The sequence below is a fragment of the Cryobacterium sp. PH31-O1 genome (assembly GCF_030063455.1).
Classification (GTDB): domain Bacteria; phylum Actinomycetota; class Actinomycetes; order Actinomycetales; family Microbacteriaceae; genus Cryobacterium.
Map to the genome: position 1 here is coordinate 1 of NZ_JASITB010000009.1, position 18,286 is coordinate 18,286.

Here is an 18,286-nt window from a genome sequence, read left to right on the forward strand (position 1 = left end):
GTTTATAAACCGGGCCCGGACCGTGGGCCCGGTTTATAAACTGGGCCCGGGGACGGGGCGGAGGTGGGGCAGGGCGCAGGTGGGGGTGGAGCGCGGGGGCGCTAGGGAGCGCGGCGATAGTGGGCGGCCAGGCGCCGGAAGCCCTCGTCCAGCGATACTGACGGGGTCCAGTGCAGGTCGGCGCGGGTGCGCCGCTGGTCGAACCAGTGCGCGGTCGAGAGCTGCTCGGCCAGAAACCGGGTCATCGGCGGTTCATCATTACCGGGACGACGATGCCAGATGGCCTCGATGATCGAACCGGCGGCCCGGGCAGCGGATGCCGGCACCCGCCAGACCGGCGCGGTCACGCCGGCCGCGCCACAGATTCCGGCCAGCAGTTCCGCGACCGGGCGCGGTTCACCGTTGGTGATCACATAGGACTGCCCGTGCACGACCGGTGCGGCGTCGAGCGCCGCGTGGATCGCGGAGGCGGCATTGTCGACGTAGGTGGTGTCGATGAGCGCAGCGCCGTGTCCGAGCAGCGGCAGCCGTCCGTGGCGGGCGCGGTCGACGATCCGGTCGATCAGCTGGGTGTCGCCTGGCCCCCAGACCAGGTGCGGGCGCACCGCCACCACGCTGAATCCGGGAGCATCAGCGGCGAGCGCGAGCAGTTCGGCCCTGGCTTTGGTGCGGGCGTAGTCGCCGCGGGCGTGCTCCGGCGAGGCCGGCAGAGCATCGGAGCCCATGATCGAGGCGCCGGTGTGGGCCACCGACGGCGAGGAGACGTAGACGAATCGGGAGACGCCGGCATGCTCGGAGGCCTGCAACACGGTGCGCGTTCCGCCGACGTTGACCGCCTCGAACTCGGCCGGGTCGCCGGCGAGCGATACCTTGGCGGCGAGGTGCACGACCGCGTCCATGCCGCTCACGGCGTAGGCGAGGCCGGCATAGGGGGTGTCGGCGGCTGTCGTGATCGAGCCGTGCACGTCTTCGACGCCGGTCAGGCCCGACGCCCGCCGCTGAAAGGTGCGCACCTCGTGCCCGGCAGCGCTAATGCGGGCGGCGACGGCCCGGCCGAGAAATCCGCTGGCGCCCGTGACCAGGACTCTCATTACCTGGCCCTCACGGCTTCACCCAGCGCCCGCCAGAGAGGATGCCGGTGGCCCAGCGCGACAGGCGGCTGCGGTCGATCTTGGAGTTGTGCCGAATGTCGGTCGGCAGGGCGCGCACGACCAGCACGGCGGCGACCGGCGAGCCAACGGCCGCGCGCACAGCGGCGGCGAGTGGTTCGGGCGCCCGGTGCACTCGATGGGCCGGCGACACGGTTTCGATCACGGCGACCTGCTGCTGGGTGCCGAGCGGACCGACACCGACGAAGGCGGCGCGAGAAACCTCGGGCAGCGTTTCGATGCGCTGCTCGGGACCCACCGGGGTGACCACGCCGTCGGCCGTCACGATGATGTGCGGCAGGCGGCCCTCAACCCAGAGTCGGCCCGCGCTGTCGAGGTGACCGACGTCGCCGGTGCGGTGCCAGCGTTCGCCCGGCGCAGCCCCACGACGCGAAGCCCGTTCGGTCAGCCACAGCCGGTCGTAGTGGTCCTTGACGTGCGGTGCAGACACCACGATCTCGCCGGTCACGTGGGGCTGTTCCGACAGCTCCCCAACGGATGCCCCGCTCGCGTCGAGCGCGCTGATACGAATGCGGGTGGTCGCCGTCGACCCGCCGACGCAGACGCCGCCGGCCGGGTTTATAGTTTCGGCCGAAGTCACTATCGAAGCGGCCGCAGCCTGAATTCCCTCGAGGGTGATGTCGGCCATGAGCAGGCCTTCGGTCATGCCGTACGGGGTGTGCGCGGTGGCGCCCGGCATGAGCGCCCCGGCCTGAGTGAGCAGGCTTTCGGAGATGGGCGCGCCGGCCGACAGAAAACGCTGCACGCCGGCAAGGGCGGCGTGGTCGGCGGGAGTGAGCGCGGCGGCAGTAGCGACGACGTTCACGAGGGCCGCGGGCGAGAGAAAGACGACGGTCGCGTCGATCGCGGCGACGGCGGCCGCAACGGCGCTGGCCGTGAGGGTTTTGGGCGCGGTGACGTCCATGTCGGGGGTGACCGAGCGGGCGCCGAGGGCCGGACCGAGCAGGGCGAACGGGGCGAATCCGGCCACGAGGCCGGTGCCAACACCCACGCCATACTGCAGAAAGAGAGCGCGGCTCACGGCGGAAAGCTGCCCGTGCGTGTAGACAACGCCCTTGGCCGGGCCGGTCGAGCCGGAGGTGAACAGCACGGCCGCCGGGTCACTCGGTGCGGGCTCCGCTGGAAGACCGTCGCCGGCGCTGAGTCGGGCCTGGCCCAGGGCGATCAGCTCCGCGAGGGTGTGCTCGATGCTCAGCAGCCGTGCCATCGGGGCCGGAAAGCCTGCGACCGAGATCTTGCGCCCTGGCCAGCCGAGGGCGCGGGCGGCCAGGAGGCCGGGAGCGGCCCCGATGACGAAGTCGGGGCGGGCGCCGCGCACGGCGCGGGTGAGGCCGGCCAGACCGAGGCCGGCATCCGCTACGACGACGACGGCGCCGATGCGCACGCAGGCGTAGAGCACCGCGGTGAGGTCGGCGCTCGGCGGCACCAGCAGCGAGACGCGGTCGCCGGGCTTGACGCCGATGTGCACGAGTCCGGCACCGAGCTGTCGCACGCGGCGGGACAGCAGCCGCCAGCTGACCGTGCGCGGGGCCGGCAGCATGTCGACCAGGGCGGTTTCGTCGGAGTTCTGTAATTCGTCGAGGTAATGGCAGAGCGGATGCGTCCCCGCCGCGATCCACGCGGCGCCAACTTCACCGCTGGCGGTCTCGGCAGGCCCGACGGACAGAGACGGCGCGGCCGCCGCGACCGGCTCGGTACCCGAGACGGCGGTCTCGGCAGACTCGAGCAGCGACACGGGTGCGGCCGCCTCGGGCGCGAGTGTCGGAGTAGCGGCGGGCAGCGCGCCGGGCGCTCCCACCCGCTGATCCGGTCTCGACAGGCTAGACAACCGGTCGATACCGTCACGTTGGGAACGCGACGAGGCTACGCGAACGGGGTCGAGCAGACCGGGCGTGACGGCATCGCCCAGCCAGAGCAGCGTGGCGGCGGCGTAGTCCGCGTCTTCGGCGAGCAGGTGGCCGGCACCCTCGAACCGGTGCACGCGGGCGTGCGGCATCCGTTCGACGAGGTCGTCGAGGTAGCGGTCGCTGAAGATCGGGTCGCGCGGGCCCCAGAGCAGCAGCGTCGGCACTGCGAGCTCGCGCACGGCCTCGGCGATTCGGTCGAGTTCGGGCCGGCTCTCGTGCGCGAGCCCGACCGGAATGTCGGCGACGAACCCGCCGATTCCGCCACGACGGTCGCCGGTCAGGTACGGAGCGCGGTAGCCGCGCTTGACCGCGGTCGAGAGCGGCGGATGCGCGAGGTTCAGCGTGGTCGCGAGGAAGGCTGGCGTCGTGACCGTCGCCTGGCTGAGGATGCCGCGCCCGAGGGCGAGCCGCAGCGGCGCCGGAATCGGGTCGCCGGCAGGCTGGTGCACCGCGGTATTGAGCAGCATGACTCCGGCCAGCCGTTCGGGGTGGTCGACGGCCCAGCCGAGCGAGACGACGCCGCCCCAGTCGTGACCCAGGGTGACCACCGGGCCGGTAAGTTCCAGGGCGTCGGTAAGATCTCCAAGGTCACGAACCCGGCGGGCGAGGTGGCGAACAGCGCCAGCGGGCCGGCGGCCGGGCGCGCCAGCGGGATCAGGCAGAGCGCCAGCGGGCCGGCGGCCGGGCGCGCCAGCGAGATCAGTATCCCCGGTGCGGGCGGAGAAGCCCATGTCGAGCTGGTCGACGGCGATCACGCGCCAGGCCGGCGCGCCGGACGCCGCGGCATCCGTTGCGGCTGAGATCAGGCCGCGCCAGAGGTAGGACCAGGTGGGGTTGCCGTGCACGCACAGGATCGTTCCGACCGGAATCACGCCGAGAGCATCGAGCTGCGGGCCGTTGTCGAGTACATGCCAGCCGCGGGTGACGCCGATCGCACTGCCGCTCTGTGTGACCTCGATCAGGCGAGACCACTCCGGGTCGAGCCCCGCCAGGCCGGCCGGTGGCAGCTGGGCCGGGGCCGAAGCGGTGCGGGGCAGACGACGGGAGGTACGGTTTTCAGTCACAGGGCCATTTCTGAACGGATCACGGTCACCAGACGAGTTCCATCATGGCGGTATTGAGGCCAGAGCCGACGCCCATCAGCAGCACCCGGTTGCCCGGTTGCAGCTTCGACGCCTCCTGGGAGAGCGTGATCGGGATCGACGCCGGGCCCACATTGCCAAGCGTTGGATAGGTCAGCGGAACCTTGGTTTTATCCATGCCGGTCGCCTTGACAATGGCGTTGGTGTGCACGTCCGAGACCTGGTGCACGATGTAGCGGTCCATGTTCGACCAGCTCCAGTCGCGTTTGGCTTCGGTCCAGGCCGAGACGACCAATTCCATTCCGCCCTTGAGCAGCGCTTTCGCGTCGGTGAACATGCCGTCGACGCTGCCGACGCACAGCCCATTGAACTGGGTGGCCGCGCGGGTGACGCCGCCGAGGATGCGGTGGCCGGCGGGGTGGGCATCCGCTGGACCGAGCACGGCGGCCGCGGCACCCGAGCCGAGGGTGAGGCTCGCAAACTCGCTCATGAAGTCTTTACGCTTGATTCCCGGGCGACCGAGGCGGTCGATCGTGTTGGTCTGGATCTCGTCGGCGTCTTCACCGTCGATGATCACGGCGTACTTAATCTGCCCGCTGTCGATAAGCTGCGCGGCGAGCGTCATGCCGTTGACGAAGCCGAGGCAGGCGTTGGCGATGTCGAAGTTGATCGCCGACGACGGCAAGCCGAGACCGTGGTGTATCCGCACGGCCACCGAGGGTTCGAGATGCTTGCGGGTGACCGAGGTGTTGATGAGAAGGCCCACGTCGCTCGGCTTGATGCCGGCCTCTTTCAACGCGATCTTTCCGGCCTTGACCGCGGCATCGTCGAAGGTCTCGTTCGGCCCCCAATTTCGGCGCTCGTACACTCCGGCCACACGTTGCAGCAGCCCGGTCGGCAGTTTGAGGCGCGCCAAAACCGGCTTTAACCGAAGATCGATCTCTTCCGACGTCGTGATGAGGGGCGCCATCAGGCTGGTGACCGACAACAAGGCGACGTTTCGGTGCGTCGTCGTCGCATTTCCGTTCAAGCGTGAACCCCTGTCGAATTGTGGACAGCGGTAATCATACGTCCCCTATGAGTTTGCCCCACGAAACTGTATGTAAACCGCGCGTAGCCTGCGCGCACTTTCGCAGAACTGCGGAGAATTCCGCCGAAACCGCCCCCCAGCGTGTGGTCGGGGGCGGTTCAGCCAAAATCTCCGCAGTTATGTGCGGCGTCCGCCCTAGATCACGCCGTCGGAGAGCGTGCTCGGGTTGCCGAACCGGTGCGCGGTGATCGAGATGGCCTGCTCGCGCAGAAACGGCAGTACCTCGATGCGGCCGGCTTGGGTGACAGCGTTCGAGTACACGGCGATGTCGGGGCTGCCGTTCAGAGCCGCGGCGAGAGCGGATGCCGCCTCCCGCGCTCCCAGCACCGGGTCGCTGCCGATGAGGCGCACGCGGCTGGTCGTGATTTCGCCGGAGCGGGCCCGAACGAGCCATTCCTCGTCGCTCTCGATGACCACAGGGATCTCCCGCTCGGCGAGAATGTTGCGCACGGCGGGCGGCACCGGGATGGTGCTCGACACGTCGAAACGCGACGTCGACAGGGTCGCGGCGGCGATCACGCGCAGCAACTGGGCGAGGGTGCCGGTCTCGGTCAGGCGCACGGTGACCGGCAGCGCTCGGTAGCGGAACAGGTTGCGCTCAACGCCGAGGTCGGTCGCATCGCGCACAACATTGAACTCTTCACGCCAGGCCAGGGCGTCGCTCACGGCCGAGCGACGCAGCACATCGAAGTCGGCGTAGTCGAGGAAAGGCTGGCTGGCCTCAATGATGTCGGTGACGCGCTGCTCGAGACCGCGAAGGTGCAGCGTCGAGCTGTTGCGGCCGGGCTCGTTGACCCAGCTGCCGAGGCCGAGAAGATAGTTCGGCCCGCCCGCCTTGGTACCGGCGCCCACGGCGGAGCGCTTCCAGCCGCCGAACGGCTGCCGCTGCACGATGGCGCCGGTGATGCCGCGGTTGACGTAGAGGTTGCCGGCTTCCACTGTGTCTACCCAGAGGGCCAATTCCTCGGCGTCGAGCGAGTGCAGGCCGGTGGTGAGCCCGAAGTCGACGGCGTTCTGCAAGCGGATGGCTTCTTCCAGGTTGCGCGCGTGCATCACGCCGAGCACCGGGCCGAAGAACTCGGTGAGGTGAAAGTACGATCCGGGCGCGACGCCGGTGCGGATGCCCGGCGACCACAGCTTGCCGGTCGTATCGAGCTGCTTCGGCTCGACCAGCCACTTCTCTTCGGCGCCGAGGGTGGTCAGGGCGTGCAGCAGTTTGCCGTCGGCCGGCGACATGATCGGACCCATCTGGGTGACCGGGTCGCTCGCCGGGCCGATCTTGATCGAGGTCGCGGCATCGACGAGCTGGCCGAGGAAACGCTCCGACTTCGCGACCGATCCGACCAGAATGACGAGGCTCGCGGCCGAGCACTTCTGGCCGGCGTGACCGAAGGCGCTCTTCACAACGTCGGCGGCGGCCAGGTCGAAGTCGGCCGAGGGGGTGACGATGATGGCGTTCTTGCCGCTGGTCTCGGCCAGCAGGGGCAGGTCGTGCCGAAAACTGCGGAACAGCTCGGCCGTCTCATAGCCGCCGGTGAGGATGACGCGGTTCACCGCGGGGTGCGCGATGAGCTTGGCGCCGAGGTCGCGGTGCGGCAGGTTGACCAGCGCGAGGAGCTCCCGCGGAATGCCGGCTTCCCAGAGCGCTTCGACAACGACAGCGCCGGTGCGCTGGGCGACCGTGGCGGGTTTGATGACAACCCCGGCGCCGGAGGCGAGGGCGGCGAGCACCCCGCCGGCCGGGATGGCGGTCGGGAAGTTCCACGGCGGGGTGACCACGATGAGCTTGGACGGCACGAAGATGGCACCCTGCACGTGGTCGAGGTCTTTGGCTCGCTCGGCGTAGTAGTGGGCGAAGTCCACGGCCTCACTCACCTCGGCGTCACCCTCGGTGATGGTCTTGCCGCACTCGCTCGCCATGACTTCGATCAGCCGGTCGCGGTTGGCGGCGAGTGCCAGGCCGGCGCGGTGCAGCACCGCGGCGCGCTCGGCACCGGTCTTCTGGCCCCAGGCTGCTCCGGCGGTCAGCACGCCATCGATGATGTTGTTGAGCGCTGCCTCGTCGGGGACGGCGGCAGCCTCGATGGTCTCGGTACCGAGAACGGATGCGTCGGCGCGGGCCAAAATGCGACGTCCCCAGGCCCGGTTGGCGGGCAGTGATGGGTCGGTGTCCGGCTCGTTGTGAAAGCTGGAGTGCAGGGGAACCGAGCCGCGGGTGATGCCCAGCAGCGCGCCGGTCAGTTGCGGGTCGACGTCTGACGCGGTCTCGGTGTCGTGGCTGCGGGCATCCGTGTGGGCTGCGGCAAGTCGGTCGAGATCGTAGCTGCTGGAGCGGTCCTGCACCCGGTTGGGGGTCGGAACCCGATCGTCGAGGGCGTCGAGCGAGGCCTGAAACCGAGCCTTCTCTCGGTCGAACAGCTCGGGGTTGCTGGTCAGCTCGAACACGGCCGACATGAAGTTCTCCTGGCTCGCATTCTCTTCGAGCCGACGGATGAGGTAGCTGATGGCCACGTCGAACTGCGCCGGGTCAACGACGGGGGTGTACAGCAGCAGCTGTCCGACGTCCTTGCGCACGGCCTGGGCCTGGCCGGTGGCCATGCCCAACAGCATCTCGAAATCGACCCGGTCGTCAACGCCGCGGGCGACGCTGAGCAGGTGCGCCCAGGCCACGTCAAACAGGTTATGGCCGGCGATGCCGAGCTTAACCGCATCGGTGTTCTGCGGGGTGAGCGCCCAGTTGAGCACACGCTTGTAGTTGGTGTCGCTGTCTTGTTTGGTCGAGAAGGTCGCGAGCGGCCAGTCGTGCACGGCGGCGTCGACGTGCTCCATGGCGAGGTTGGCTCCCTTGACCAGGCGCACCTTGATCGGGGCTCCGCCGGCAGCCCGGCGATTCTGGGCCCAGAGGGTGAGCCCCTGGATGGCGCTGAGGGCGTCGGGCAAGTAGGCCTGCAGCACAATCCCGGCCTCGAGCTGAGCGAGCTGCGGCTGGTCGAGCAGCCCCTCGAACACCGCGATGGTGAGGTCGAGGTCGCGGTACTCCTCCATGTCGAGGTTGATGAACTTGGGGGTAGCGGATGCCGCGGCGAACTCGAACAGCGGCGTCAGGCGTTCGATCACCCGGGCGACGGTCTCGTCGAAGGCCCACATTGACAGCTGGCTGGCGATCGACGATACCTTGATCGAGACATAGTCCACGTCGGGGCGCTGCAGGATGCGCATGGTGCCCTCGAGTCGTTCGAGCGCCTCCTTCTCGCCGAGAACGGACTCACCGAGCAGGTTGATGTTGAGGCGGTTGCCGCCCTCTTTCAGGTGCACGAGCGCCGGACCGAGCTTGTCGGGGGTGGCGTCGACGACGAGGTGGCCGACCATTTGGCGAAGTACGGTGCGGGCGGCGGGAATGACGACCCAGGGCAGCACCGGCCCGAGAATTCCGCCGAGTCCGATGGCGGCGCGCATGGGAACCGGCAGAAAGCCGGGCGCCTTTTTGGCGACCTTCTGCAGGCTGTAGCCGGCGACCATCTTGTCTTCGGGGCGCATAACGCCGTCCACGAAACCGACCGTGAAGTCCAGGCCGTTCGGGTCCTTGAGCACACCGGCGAGCCGCTCCGCCGCGGCATCCGCTGGGATCGTGGCGCTTTCGTCTAGCCATTTCTTAACGAGCTTGACGACCTCCGAACTGAAATCCTCGTTGGCGGGGCGGGTGGAGGCGTTGGTCATGGTCACGAGACTAGTCTTTCGTTCGCGGATGGGCTGCTCTGGTGGTTCAAGTCTGAGGCCAGCCTATATTTAGCAAAAGCAATTGTTTGTGCAGCATATTGGTTACAATTTCTAATGATTTGGTTTTGCGTGCGACACAGGGTGTAGGGGGAACGGATGCTGGATGTCAGGCGGTTGCGACTGCTGCGCGAACTGAAAATTCGCGGCACCCTCGCCGGGGTCGCAGCGGCCCTCGCCTACAGCCCATCGGCGGTGTCGCAGCAGCTCGCCCTGCTCGAGAAAGAGGCGGGCGTGGTGTTGCTCAAGAAGGTCGGTCGCCGGGTGCAGCTCACGCAGCAGGCCGAGATTTTGGTCGAACACACCACCCATCTGCTGGAGCGACTCGAGCTCGCCGAAGCCGACCTGCGCGCGAGTACGACGACGGTGTCGGGCACCGTGCGGGTGGCCGTGTTCCAGTCGGCGGCCCTCGCGGTGATTCCGCGGGCGCTCACTCTTCTGGCCGAGGATTTTCCGGCGCTGCGCGTCGAAGTGACCGAACGGGAACCGGAACGTGGCCTGTTCGAGGTAGCTGCGCGCGACTTCGACCTCGTGCTCGCCGAGCAGTACCCCGGCCACACTCGCGCGCACTGGCCCGACCTCGACCGGGTCAACCTCGCAACGGATGCGCTGCGGCTCGCGGTGCCGCCCGAAGACACTGGCCGGGTGCGCGCGGCGACCCTCGAGGAGACTGCCGGGCTGCCCTGGGTGATGGAACCAGTCGGCACCGCCTCGCGGCAGTGGGCGACGCAGCTCTGCCGCTCGGCCGGGTTCGAACCAGACGTGCGGTTCGAGACCGCCGACCTGATCGCACACATCCGCTTGATCGAATCGGGCAATGCCGTTGGCATTCTGCCCGACCTGGTCTGGGCCGGGCGCATGCCGGCCGTGCAGCTGCACGACCTGCCGGGCACTCCGCATCGCACCCTGTTCTCGGCCGCGCGCCGGTCGAGTGCGCAGCGCCCGGGGGTGGTCGCGGTGCGCGGCGCCCTTGACCGGGCAGTGAGCAAGGTCGCCAAGCCCACCGAGTCAGACCCGCTCGAGCCGCCGCGCCCGTTCGAGCCCCTCGCGCCGGTCTAGCCGCGCACAGTATTCACCGGCGGCGCCCTGCCCTGGCCAGGCTCTGGCTAGGCTCTGGTCATGAGCGAACCCACACACGACGTCGTGATTCTCGGTGGCGGCCACAACGGCCTGGTCGCCGCCGCTTACCTCGCCCAGGCCGGGCGCCGCGTGCTCGTGCTCGAACGCGAACCGCAGGTCGGCGGCGCCGCTATTTCAGCGGATGCCTTCCCCGGCATGGGCGCGCGCCTCTCACGCTACTCCTACCTGGTGAGCCTGCTGCCGACCAGAATCATTCGCGAGCTGGGGCTCGACATCGAGCTCGCGCGGCGCCGATACTCGTCGTATACGCCGGGGCACTCTGCTGACGGGCTCCTGGTGGACCACGGCGACGCCGCTGCCACCCAGGCCTCGTTCGTGCGCATAGGTGCTGCAGCCGATTTCGATTCTTGGACCGCCTTTTATGACCACACCGCCCGGCTGGCCCGCGCGGTATTTCCGACGGTGTGCGAACCGCTGCTCACCCGCTCGGAGGCCCGGCGGTTGGTTGGCGACGACGCGCTGTGGACGTCGCTGATCGAGCGGCCGCTCGGCGAGGTGATCACCGACCGGTTCGACAACGATCTCGTGCGCGGCGTCGCCGCCACCGACGGCCTGATCGGCACGTTCACGAGCCTGACCGACCCGAGCCTCGCGGCCAACCGCTGCTTTCTGTACCACGTGATCGGCAACGGCACCGGCGACTGGGACGTACCGATCGGCGGAATGGGCGCCGTGACCGGGGAGCTTGAACGGGCGGCGCGCGAGGCCGGCGCTCGTCTCGAACTCGGCGCCGACGTCGAGTCCCTCACTCCGGACGGCGCGGTGACCTACCGGCAGAACGGGCGGCTGCAGGCGGTAACGGGCGGCGTGGTGCTGGCCAACGTGGCGCCGTGGGTGCTGCGGGAGTTGCTGGCGGTGGGGGGCGGGGCATCCGCTCTTTCGTCGCCGGCACCGCCGAAGCCCGAGGGCGCGCAGGTCAAGGTCAACCTGCTGCTGACCCGGCTACCACGATTGCATGACGCGAGCGTGTCTGGCGAAGCTGCCTTCGGCGGCACCTTTCATATCAATGAGTCGTACGAGCAATTGCAGACCGCGTTCGAGCAGGCGCTGGCCGGGCAGATTCCGGCCGAGCTTTCGTGCGAGATCTACTGCCATTCGCTGACCGACCCGAGCATTTTGTCGCCCGAGCTCGCCGCGGCCGGGGCGCACACCCTGACCGTGTTCGCGCTGCACACCCCGAATCGGGCGCTCACCGAGGCGAACAATGCGTCGATGCGGGCCCTGCTGCAGGCCGCCGTGCTGACCTCGCTCAACTCGGTGCTGGCCGAACCGATCGAAGCGCTGCTCATGGCGGATGCCGACGGTCGCCCCTGCATCGAAACCAAGACCACCCTCGACCTTGAGCACGCCCTGAACCTGCCAGGCGGCAACATCTTTCACGGGCCCCTCTCGTGGCCATTCCTCGAGGACGATGAGCCGCGCAGCACGCCCGCCGAGCGTTGGGGAGTCGCCACCGAGCACCCCCGCATTCTGATCTGCGGGGCTGGAGCCAGGCGCGGTGGCGGGGTCAGCGGGCTCGGCGGCCACAATGCTGCCATGGCCGTTCTGGAAGGCCTGTGACGTATAGCCGACGGGCGCAATAGGGCCTAGCCTGAGTTAAGACTCACGTTTCACTCACAGTGGAGGTCACCATGTCAGCTAAGCCCACCGGACGCCTCATTCACCGCGAGGACGGCCTGTATCTCATGCTGAATCGGCTCTTCAATGCGCCGATCGAACAGGTCTGGGCCAGCCTGACCCGCCCGGCCGAACTCGAGAAGTGGATCGGCACCTATTCGGGCTCGCCGGCGACCGGCGCGGTCAAGTTCAAGATGACGGCGGAGCCGGACGCCAGGTGGGAGTACGTGAGCATTCGCGAATGCCAGGCTCCGCACCGGTTCAACGGTGATTTTGGCGAGGGTGAGGATTCCTGGCGCGCGCTGTTCCACCTGGTCGAGGGCGACGGCATGACGAACCTCACGTTCGGGCAGCGTCTGCGCTCTGCTTCGGAGGCCGCCACGGTCGGGCCGGGCTGGGACTACTACCTCGATCGTCTGGTTGCCTCGCGCGCCGGCCTGCCGCTGCCGGAGTGGGAGCACTACTATCCCGCGCACGCCCAGTTCTACAAGGACCTCATCGTTCCGGTGCGCACCATCTAGGTTCGCTACTCGAATTGCGCCACCGGCGCAGCTCCCGCACCGCGCAGTACCGCCCGCAGCTAGTTCCAGATGCTGGGTGCGGCAGCTCGCGTGGCGGGAGCGGCAGCGTTGCGGCTCCACTCAAGCAGCCACTCGGGAACACTGACGTTGTCGGGGGCGACGCCGATCGCCTCGAGCAATTCGTCGATCGTCACGACGCCGCCGGTGCGCTTGAGAAAGCGACCACGAATGTAGCCGTGGGAGTAGATCTCGGGTGCGCCGTCGGCATCCGGTCGCACGAAGCGTTGCTCGACGTACACGGCTTTCTCGTCGAAGCCGAGGATGCGCGACTCCACCGTGAACTTCTGGCCGACCGTGAGTGACTTGCGAAAGCTGATCGTCTCTGACACCACGACCGGGTACCAGCCGCGTTCCTGGAAGATGGCCCAGACGCCGGTGCGATGGAGCATGTCGAAGCGCGCAACGTCCATGATCGACAGGTAGACACCGTTGTTCATGTGCCGCAAAATATCCAGGTCGGTCGGCATCGTCACGAAATTAGTGCGCGCGACGTCGAAGTGACCGAGCCGAGGACCGAACTTCGACAGCAGGGAGTGGAGGAGGGTTCGAAAGAACATATGCACGAGACGATGCTAACGAAGCGGGGGCACGGGCCGGGCATCCGTTGTGGGTGAGCGCCAGCATCCGCTGCCCCAGCGCCGATTGCGTGCACGATGTGCCACAGTCCCCGGCGGGTCTACCATTCAAGAATGCTCTCCCTGCCCACCCTGCTGACGTTCGCACTCGCGTCGATCGCGCTCATCGTCATTCCCGGTCCGACCGTGCTGTTCGTGATCGGGCGTTCGCTCGCCCTCGGCCGGCTCGGTGGGTTTCTCAGTGTGCTCGGCAACGCGCTTGGACTGATTCCGGTGATCATCGCGGTGTCACTCGGGCTCGGCGCCATCGTGACCCAGTCGGTGCTGCTGTTCACGATCGTCAAGTTCGCCGGCGCGGCTTACATCATCTATCTCGGAGTGCAGGCGATTCGCAACCGGAGCACGGCCGCCCACCTGAGCGAGACTCGGGTGGCCCGCAAAACCAAGTGGCGGCTCGTGCTTGAGGGCTTCGTGGTGGGGCTGAGCAACCCCAAGTCGCTCGTGTTCTTCATCGCGGTGCTGCCGCAGTTCGTGAACTACCGGGCCGGGGATGTGCCGCTGCAACTCGCGGTGCTCGGGCTGGTGTTCGTGGTGCTCGCCCTGCTCGGCGACAGTACTTGGGCCCTCGCCGCCGGCACGGCCAGGGCCTGGTTCGCCCGGTCACCGAAACGCATTGAAAACCTGTCGTCGGCCGGCGGGGTGATGATGATCGGCCTCGGCGGGGTGCTTGCCGCCACCGGCGCGCGGTCCTGACTTAGACAGCTACCGCCCGCGGCGCGACGGCACGCACAAAGGCACCGAGCTGGCGATAGACCTCCTGGGATTCCGGATGCGTGTCGTCCTGCTGCCAGGTGTGCTTGGTGTTGACGCTACGCCGACCGTAGATGAGGGTGTCAACCCGAATTTTGCGTACCCGCAGCGCCTCGATGAAGTTGAGGTTGGCGCGGTAGAAATAGTCCCGCTCCGAGGTCGTGACGAAGACCGGCGGAAAGCCCCGGTCGAGCCACTCGATCGGGGACATGAACCGCGCGGCCGTGCGCAGGTGCAGGCCGCGGCCGCGCTCGGGTAGCAGCATCCGCACGAAGTTGAGGCTCAGGACGAAGCCGCGATTGAACAGTACAGAGAAGTCGGCGATGCTGCAGTGCTGCACCAGGCCGCGCAGGTTTCGAGCCGCGACCGGATCGCGAATGCCGTAGTGCTCGGCGAGCTCTGGCGCGTAGGCAGCGGCCGTGAGCAGCGCCGCGATATGGCCACCGGCGGAGTCACCGCCGAGCACGATCCGGGTGGGATCGCCCCCGTAGGCGGCGATATTGCGGGCGACCCATTCGAGCACCGCGTTGCCGTCCTGCATCATGTGTTTCAGTTGGAACCGGGTGGCCATGCGGTAGTTCGCGTTGACCACGATCATGCCCTCGGCGGCTTGGGTCGCGCAGTACTTGGTGAGCGGGTCCTTGTCGCCCGAGGTCCAGCCGCCGCCGTGAAAGTACACGTAGACGGGCAGCGGTTGCGCGCCGTCATCCCGCTTGGGCGCTAATACGTCGAGCCGATGGATTTTCTCGCCATCGCCGACGTAATCGAGATCGAGATCGTACTCAACCGAATCGATCGGATTCAGATTGTACTTGTGCACCGGAGTCGCCCGTCGCAGCATGAGCGCGCGCCACGCCCAGACGGGCAGCCGGCGGATGCCCGTCTCCCGGTGCGCCGAGCGGTCGACAGTCACCCCGTCGGCGTGCAAACGGATGTCGTGCAGCCAGGCCCTGGCCGATGTGGCGGCGCGATTTGTGGGGGAATGGTGCGAGGGAGTGGGATGAACGGTGCTGAACGCGGTTCTGGTGTAACTCACCGCCTGAGGCTAAGTCGACTCCCCCGTATGCTCACTGGGAAGTACCCCATTTGGGGGCAACTCCCGGTTTCGGGTGGGCCGTCAGCACCCGCGCTCAGGCGGCGGATGCCCCGCCGGCGACTCCGGTCGCCTCCAGCACCGCACGCGCGAGCGTGTGAAAGTGCAGGTTGAAGCCCAGAACGCCCGGGGTGGATTGCGGGTCGAGGTCTAGCGTTGCCACATCGACGGCGTGCACGATGAACTGGTAGCGGTGCGTGCCGGTTCCGGGCGGCGGCCCGGCACCGACAAACGAGGTGAGGCGATACTCGTTCGGCAGCGTGAGCGAACCCGCCGGGAGAGCGCCGCCGGGGTTTCCAGCACCGGCTGCCAGCTCGGTCACCGACACCGGAATGTCAGCCACCGCCCAGTGCCAGAATCCGGAACCGGTCGGCGCGTCCGGGTCAAAAACGGTGAGAGCGAAACTTTGGGTATCGGCGGGGAAACCCGACCAGGACAGCTGCGGGGAAACATCCGCTCCCCCGGCGTCGGCCCCGTACTGGGCGGCGAGCAGCGGGCCCCCGTCGGTCATGACGGTGCTCGTGAGGGAGAACTGGGGCACCGCGCCGAAGCGAGCGAGCGGGTCGATGGTCACGTGTTGCCTCCGATATTTGTGCTGCCCTGTTGCAACACAAGCAGTTCGGCCAGCCTACGCGCGCTCTCCTAAAATAGCCCCATGGCCATTCCGAAGATTCTGCTCTATTACATCTTCACGCCGTTGGCCGACCCGGAGGTCGTGCGGCTTTGGCAGCGCGACCTGTGCGCCGGGCTCGGCCTGCGCGGGCGCATCCTCATCTCGGCAGACGGCCTGAACGGCACGGTCGGCGGCGACCTGCCCGCCATCAAGAAGTACGTGCGTAAAACCCGCGACTACCCGGCATTCAAGAACATCGACTTCAAGTGGAGCGAGGGCACCGGCCTCGACGCCAGCGGGCGCAGCCTCGACTTTCCACGGCTCGTGGTCAAGGTGCGCGAGGAGATCGTGAGCTTCGGCGCCCCCGGTGAGCTGCGCGTCGACGCAGCCGGAGTCATCGGCGGCGGCACCAAACTGGCACCGGCCGAGCTCAATGCGCTGGTCGCCGAGCGCGGCGACGACGTCGTCTTCTTCGATGGGCGCAACAAGTTCGAAGCCGAGATCGGTCACTTTAGAAACGCGGTCGTGCCCGACGTGGCCAACACCCGCGAGTTCGTGGCCGAACTCGACAGCGGCAAATACGATCATCTCAAGGGTAAGCCGGTTGTCACCTACTGCACCGGCGGTATCCGCTGTGAGGTGCTGAGCGGCCTCATGAAATCGCGCGGATTCGGCGAGGTCTACCAGCTCGACGGCGGCATCGTGCGTTACGGCGAAGCCTTCGGCAACGAGGGCCTCTGGTCGGGTTCGCTCTACGTTTTCGACCAGCGAATGTCACTCGACTTCGCCCCGAATGCTGCCGTGCTCGGTGCCTGCCGGGTCTGCGCGGCGCCGACGACGAATATGCTCAACTGCCGACAGGTGTCGTGCCGGGAGCAGCTCGTGGTCTGCCCCGAGTGCGTCGCGCTGGCGGCGCCGGCCTGCGCCGCGCACACCTGATCAGCTTCCGGCGAGCGCTCCCTGCCGAACCGACCACACTGTTGGTTCAATTCACCTCAGATTGCCCGGTCGGAGGAAAGAAAGCTCCGGAATCGGTGTCGCAATCCGTTCCCGCAACATGCCGGGTAATAGGGTGGGAAACACCACTGAGGGGAGTCGAATGCCTACCGGCGCTGTTATCGAATTCACGAGCATCAGCAAACGCTTTGGCGCGGTCGCCGCCGTCAACGACCTGTCGTTCACGGTGGAACCTGGCCGGGTCACCGGCTTTCTTGGTCCGAACGGTGCCGGCAAGACCACGTCGTTGCGCATCCTGCTCGGGCTGGTCGCAGCCAGCAGCGGCACGGCCACGTTCGGCGGCGTGCGTTACCGCGACCTGCCGCATCCGCTTAAAACGGTGGGCGCCGCTCTCGAAGCCGCGAGTTTCCACCCCGGACGTACCGCCCGAAGCCACCTCGGCGTCTATGCGATCGCCGCCGGGCTGCCGCGCACCCGCGTCATGGAGGTGCTTACCCAGGTGGGCCTTGCCGCCCACGCCGCCCAGCGCGTCGGCGGCTACTCGCTCGGTATGCGCCAACGCCTCGGCCTGGCCTACGCCCTGCTCGGCGACCCGGGCGTGCTCGTTCTCGACGAGCCGATCAACGGGCTGGACCCGGAGGGCATCCGCTGGATCCGTGGCTTTCTGCGCGACATGGCCGCCGAGGGTCGTACCGTTCTGGTCAGTTCCCACCTGCTCTCCGAGGTTGCGCAGAGCGTCGACGACGTCGTCATCATCGCCCGCGGCGAACTCGTGCATCGAGGCCCACTGTCGAGCGTCGACACGGATGCCGCGCCCCAGACGATCGTCGATTCTCCCGACCGCGAGAACCTCGCCGCAACCCTCACGGCGGCCGGCATCAGCTTCTCGATCGGCCGCACCGGGCTGCTCGCCGCGACGGGCGACCCGGCCATGCTCGGTCACCTCGCCTTCGAAGCCGGGGTTGAACTGAGCGTGCTGCATCGGCAGAAAGTCGGCCTCGAAGACTCATTTCTCGCCCTCGTCGGCGGAGGCCACTCACTATGACAGTGTTCCTGCGCTCTGTGTCAGCCGAATTCGCCAAGATCTTCACCACTCGCCTGTGGTGGATCCTCGCCATGATTTTGTTTTGCTACATCGGTCTGCTGGCCGGCGGCCTCGCGGCGCTGTTTTCCGCAATCCAAACCGGTGTGATCAGCCCGGATGCCGTGAACACCGGCGGCGGCCCCACCAATTTCGGCAGCCTCCCACCCCTCATCTACAGCTTCGCCTCCTCGGTCGGCTACGTCTTTCCGGTGTTGCTCGGCGCCCTCGCAACGACCGGTGAATTTCGCCACCAGACGCTGACACCGACGTTTCTGGCCACACCCCGCCGCGGTGTGGTGCTCGCCGCGAAGACGGTAACCCTGATTCTGATCGGCGCTGGCTTCGGGATCGTGGCGTTGGCGGCATCCGTTGGCCTGGGCGGCGGGGTTTTGAGCGCCTTCGGGGTTGACGCGCTGCTACTGGACACGGAGACCTGGCTCCTGGTGGCTCGCACGCTGCTCGCCATGGGCCTGTGGGCGGCGATCGGCGTCGGCCTCGGCGTGCTCGTGCCCAACCAGGTCGCCTCGATCGTGATCGTGCTGGCCTTCACCCAATTCGTCGAGCCGCTGCTGCGTCTGGCGGCTTCGTTTCTTGAGGTCACGGCAAAGATCGGTAACTTTCTACCGGGCGCCGCGTCCGATGCGCTCGTCGGCGCGAGCGTCTTCACGATTGCGAACCCGGTCGGCGCCGCACCGCTGAACTGGTGGCAGGGCGGCCTCGTGCTGCTCGGGTACGCCCTGGTCGCGACGGTCATCGGCTACGCCGCGAGTTGGAAGAAAGACGTCACTTAGCCT

General features: G+C 67.7%; 14 protein-coding genes. 7 read left to right on the forward strand and 7 right to left on the reverse strand.

The annotated features are described in order from the left end of the window. Positions 1-101 precede the first annotated feature (101 nt). The 4 genes from QMK31_RS16495 to QMK31_RS16510 form a co-directional block, all read right to left on the reverse strand. The gene (locus tag QMK31_RS16495; RefSeq protein ID WP_283502040.1) at positions 102-1,091 is read right to left on the reverse strand and encodes an NAD-dependent epimerase/dehydratase family protein; all 990 of its coding nucleotides are present in this window, start codon (positions 1,089-1,091) and stop codon (positions 102-104) included. Positions 1,092-1,101: 10 nt separating this feature from the next. After that, the gene (locus QMK31_RS16500; RefSeq protein WP_283502041.1) at positions 1,102-4,140 is read right to left on the reverse strand and encodes an alpha/beta fold hydrolase; all 3,039 of its coding nucleotides are present in this window, start codon (positions 4,138-4,140) and stop codon (positions 1,102-1,104) included. Between the two features lie 25 nt (positions 4,141-4,165). Next, complete coding sequence (locus tag QMK31_RS16505) at positions 4,166-5,188, reverse strand: 3-oxoacyl-ACP synthase III (RefSeq protein WP_283502042.1); 1,023 nt, start codon at positions 5,186-5,188, stop codon at positions 4,166-4,168. A 195-nt stretch (positions 5,189-5,383) separates the two neighbouring features. Continuing rightward, positions 5,384-8,965, reverse strand: a complete 3,582-nt coding sequence (locus QMK31_RS16510) for a proline dehydrogenase family protein (RefSeq protein ID WP_283502145.1) — start codon at positions 8,963-8,965, stop codon at positions 5,384-5,386. A 156-nt stretch (positions 8,966-9,121) separates the two neighbouring features. Here QMK31_RS16510 and QMK31_RS16515 point away from each other — a divergent pair, with 156 nt between their 5' ends. From QMK31_RS16515 to QMK31_RS16525, 3 genes are all read left to right on the forward strand, one after another. Next, positions 9,122-10,081 (forward strand): LysR substrate-binding domain-containing protein, encoded by a 960-nt coding sequence (locus QMK31_RS16515; RefSeq protein ID WP_283502043.1) that lies wholly within the window; start codon positions 9,122-9,124, stop codon positions 10,079-10,081. A gap of 60 nt (positions 10,082-10,141) precedes the next feature. Further along, entirely contained in the window at positions 10,142-11,722 is a 1,581-nt protein-coding gene (locus QMK31_RS16520) for a phytoene desaturase family protein (protein ID WP_283502044.1), read from the forward strand. 71 nt (positions 11,723-11,793) lie between these two features. Beyond that, complete coding sequence (locus tag QMK31_RS16525) at positions 11,794-12,300, forward strand: SRPBCC domain-containing protein (protein WP_283502045.1); 507 nt, start codon at positions 11,794-11,796, stop codon at positions 12,298-12,300. 59 nt (positions 12,301-12,359) lie between these two features. On the opposite strand, the gene QMK31_RS16530 is transcribed toward QMK31_RS16525, so the two are convergent. Next, positions 12,360-12,917, reverse strand: coding sequence for an acyl-CoA thioesterase (locus QMK31_RS16530; RefSeq protein ID WP_283502046.1), 558 nt, complete (start codon positions 12,915-12,917; stop codon positions 12,360-12,362). Between the two features lie 132 nt (positions 12,918-13,049). Here QMK31_RS16530 and QMK31_RS16535 point away from each other — a divergent pair, with 132 nt between their 5' ends. Then, positions 13,050-13,688 carry a LysE family translocator gene (locus QMK31_RS16535; protein WP_283502047.1) on the forward strand — a complete coding sequence of 213 codons (639 nt, stop codon included), beginning with the start codon at positions 13,050-13,052 and terminating at the stop codon, positions 13,686-13,688. 1 nt (position 13,689) lies between these two features. Here the strand turns inward: QMK31_RS16535 and QMK31_RS16540 are convergent, their stop codons facing one another. Both QMK31_RS16540 and QMK31_RS16545 read right to left on the reverse strand, forming a co-directional pair. After that, positions 13,690-14,781: an alpha/beta hydrolase gene (locus QMK31_RS16540; protein WP_283502048.1), complete on the reverse strand. Its 1,092-nt coding sequence runs from the start codon at positions 14,779-14,781 to the stop codon at positions 13,690-13,692. A gap of 94 nt (positions 14,782-14,875) precedes the next feature. Further along, positions 14,876-15,349 (reverse strand): YbhB/YbcL family Raf kinase inhibitor-like protein, encoded by a 474-nt coding sequence (locus tag QMK31_RS16545; RefSeq protein ID WP_502853484.1) that lies wholly within the window; start codon positions 15,347-15,349, stop codon positions 14,876-14,878. Between the two features lie 144 nt (positions 15,350-15,493). Here QMK31_RS16545 and trhO point away from each other — a divergent pair, with 144 nt between their 5' ends. From trhO to QMK31_RS16560, 3 genes are all read left to right on the forward strand, one after another. Further along, the gene (gene trhO / locus QMK31_RS16550) at positions 15,494-16,390 is read left to right on the forward strand and encodes an oxygen-dependent tRNA uridine(34) hydroxylase TrhO (RefSeq protein WP_283502050.1); all 897 of its coding nucleotides are present in this window, start codon (positions 15,494-15,496) and stop codon (positions 16,388-16,390) included. Between the two features lie 160 nt (positions 16,391-16,550). Continuing rightward, a complete protein-coding gene (locus QMK31_RS16555; protein WP_283502051.1) occupies positions 16,551-17,453 on the forward strand; it encodes an ATP-binding cassette domain-containing protein in 903 nt (300 codons plus the stop codon). Continuing rightward, on the forward strand, positions 17,450-18,283 hold the full coding sequence (locus QMK31_RS16560; protein WP_283502052.1) for an ABC transporter permease: 834 nt from the start codon (positions 17,450-17,452) through the stop codon (positions 18,281-18,283). Before QMK31_RS16555 ends, QMK31_RS16560 begins: the two co-directional genes overlap by 4 nt. The last annotated feature ends 3 nt before the right edge of the window (positions 18,284-18,286 follow it).

Coding starts and splice junctions, on each gene's coding strand:
- QMK31_RS16495 (WP_283502040.1), bottom strand. CDS start 1,091: ATGAGAGTCCTGGTCACGGGCGCCAGCGGATTTCTCGGCCGGGCCGTC.
- QMK31_RS16510 (WP_283502145.1), bottom strand. CDS start 8,965: ATGACCAACGCCTCCACCCGCCCCGCCAACGAGGATTTCAGTTCGGAG.
- QMK31_RS16515 (WP_283502043.1), top strand. CDS start 9,122: ATGCTGGATGTCAGGCGGTTGCGACTGCTGCGCGAACTGAAAATTCGC.
- QMK31_RS16520 (WP_283502044.1), top strand. CDS start 10,142: ATGAGCGAACCCACACACGACGTCGTGATTCTCGGTGGCGGCCACAAC.
- QMK31_RS16525 (WP_283502045.1), top strand. CDS start 11,794: ATGTCAGCTAAGCCCACCGGACGCCTCATTCACCGCGAGGACGGCCTG.
- QMK31_RS16530 (WP_283502046.1), bottom strand. CDS start 12,917: ATGTTCTTTCGAACCCTCCTCCACTCCCTGCTGTCGAAGTTCGGTCCT.
- QMK31_RS16535 (WP_283502047.1), top strand. CDS start 13,050: ATGCTCTCCCTGCCCACCCTGCTGACGTTCGCACTCGCGTCGATCGCG.
- QMK31_RS16545 (WP_502853484.1), bottom strand. CDS start 15,349: ATGACCGACGGGGGCCCGCTGCTCGCCGCCCAGTACGGGGCCGACGCC.
- trhO (WP_283502050.1), top strand. CDS start 15,494: ATGGCCATTCCGAAGATTCTGCTCTATTACATCTTCACGCCGTTGGCC.
- QMK31_RS16555 (WP_283502051.1), top strand. CDS start 16,551: ATGCCTACCGGCGCTGTTATCGAATTCACGAGCATCAGCAAACGCTTT.
- QMK31_RS16560 (WP_283502052.1), top strand. CDS start 17,450: ATGACAGTGTTCCTGCGCTCTGTGTCAGCCGAATTCGCCAAGATCTTC.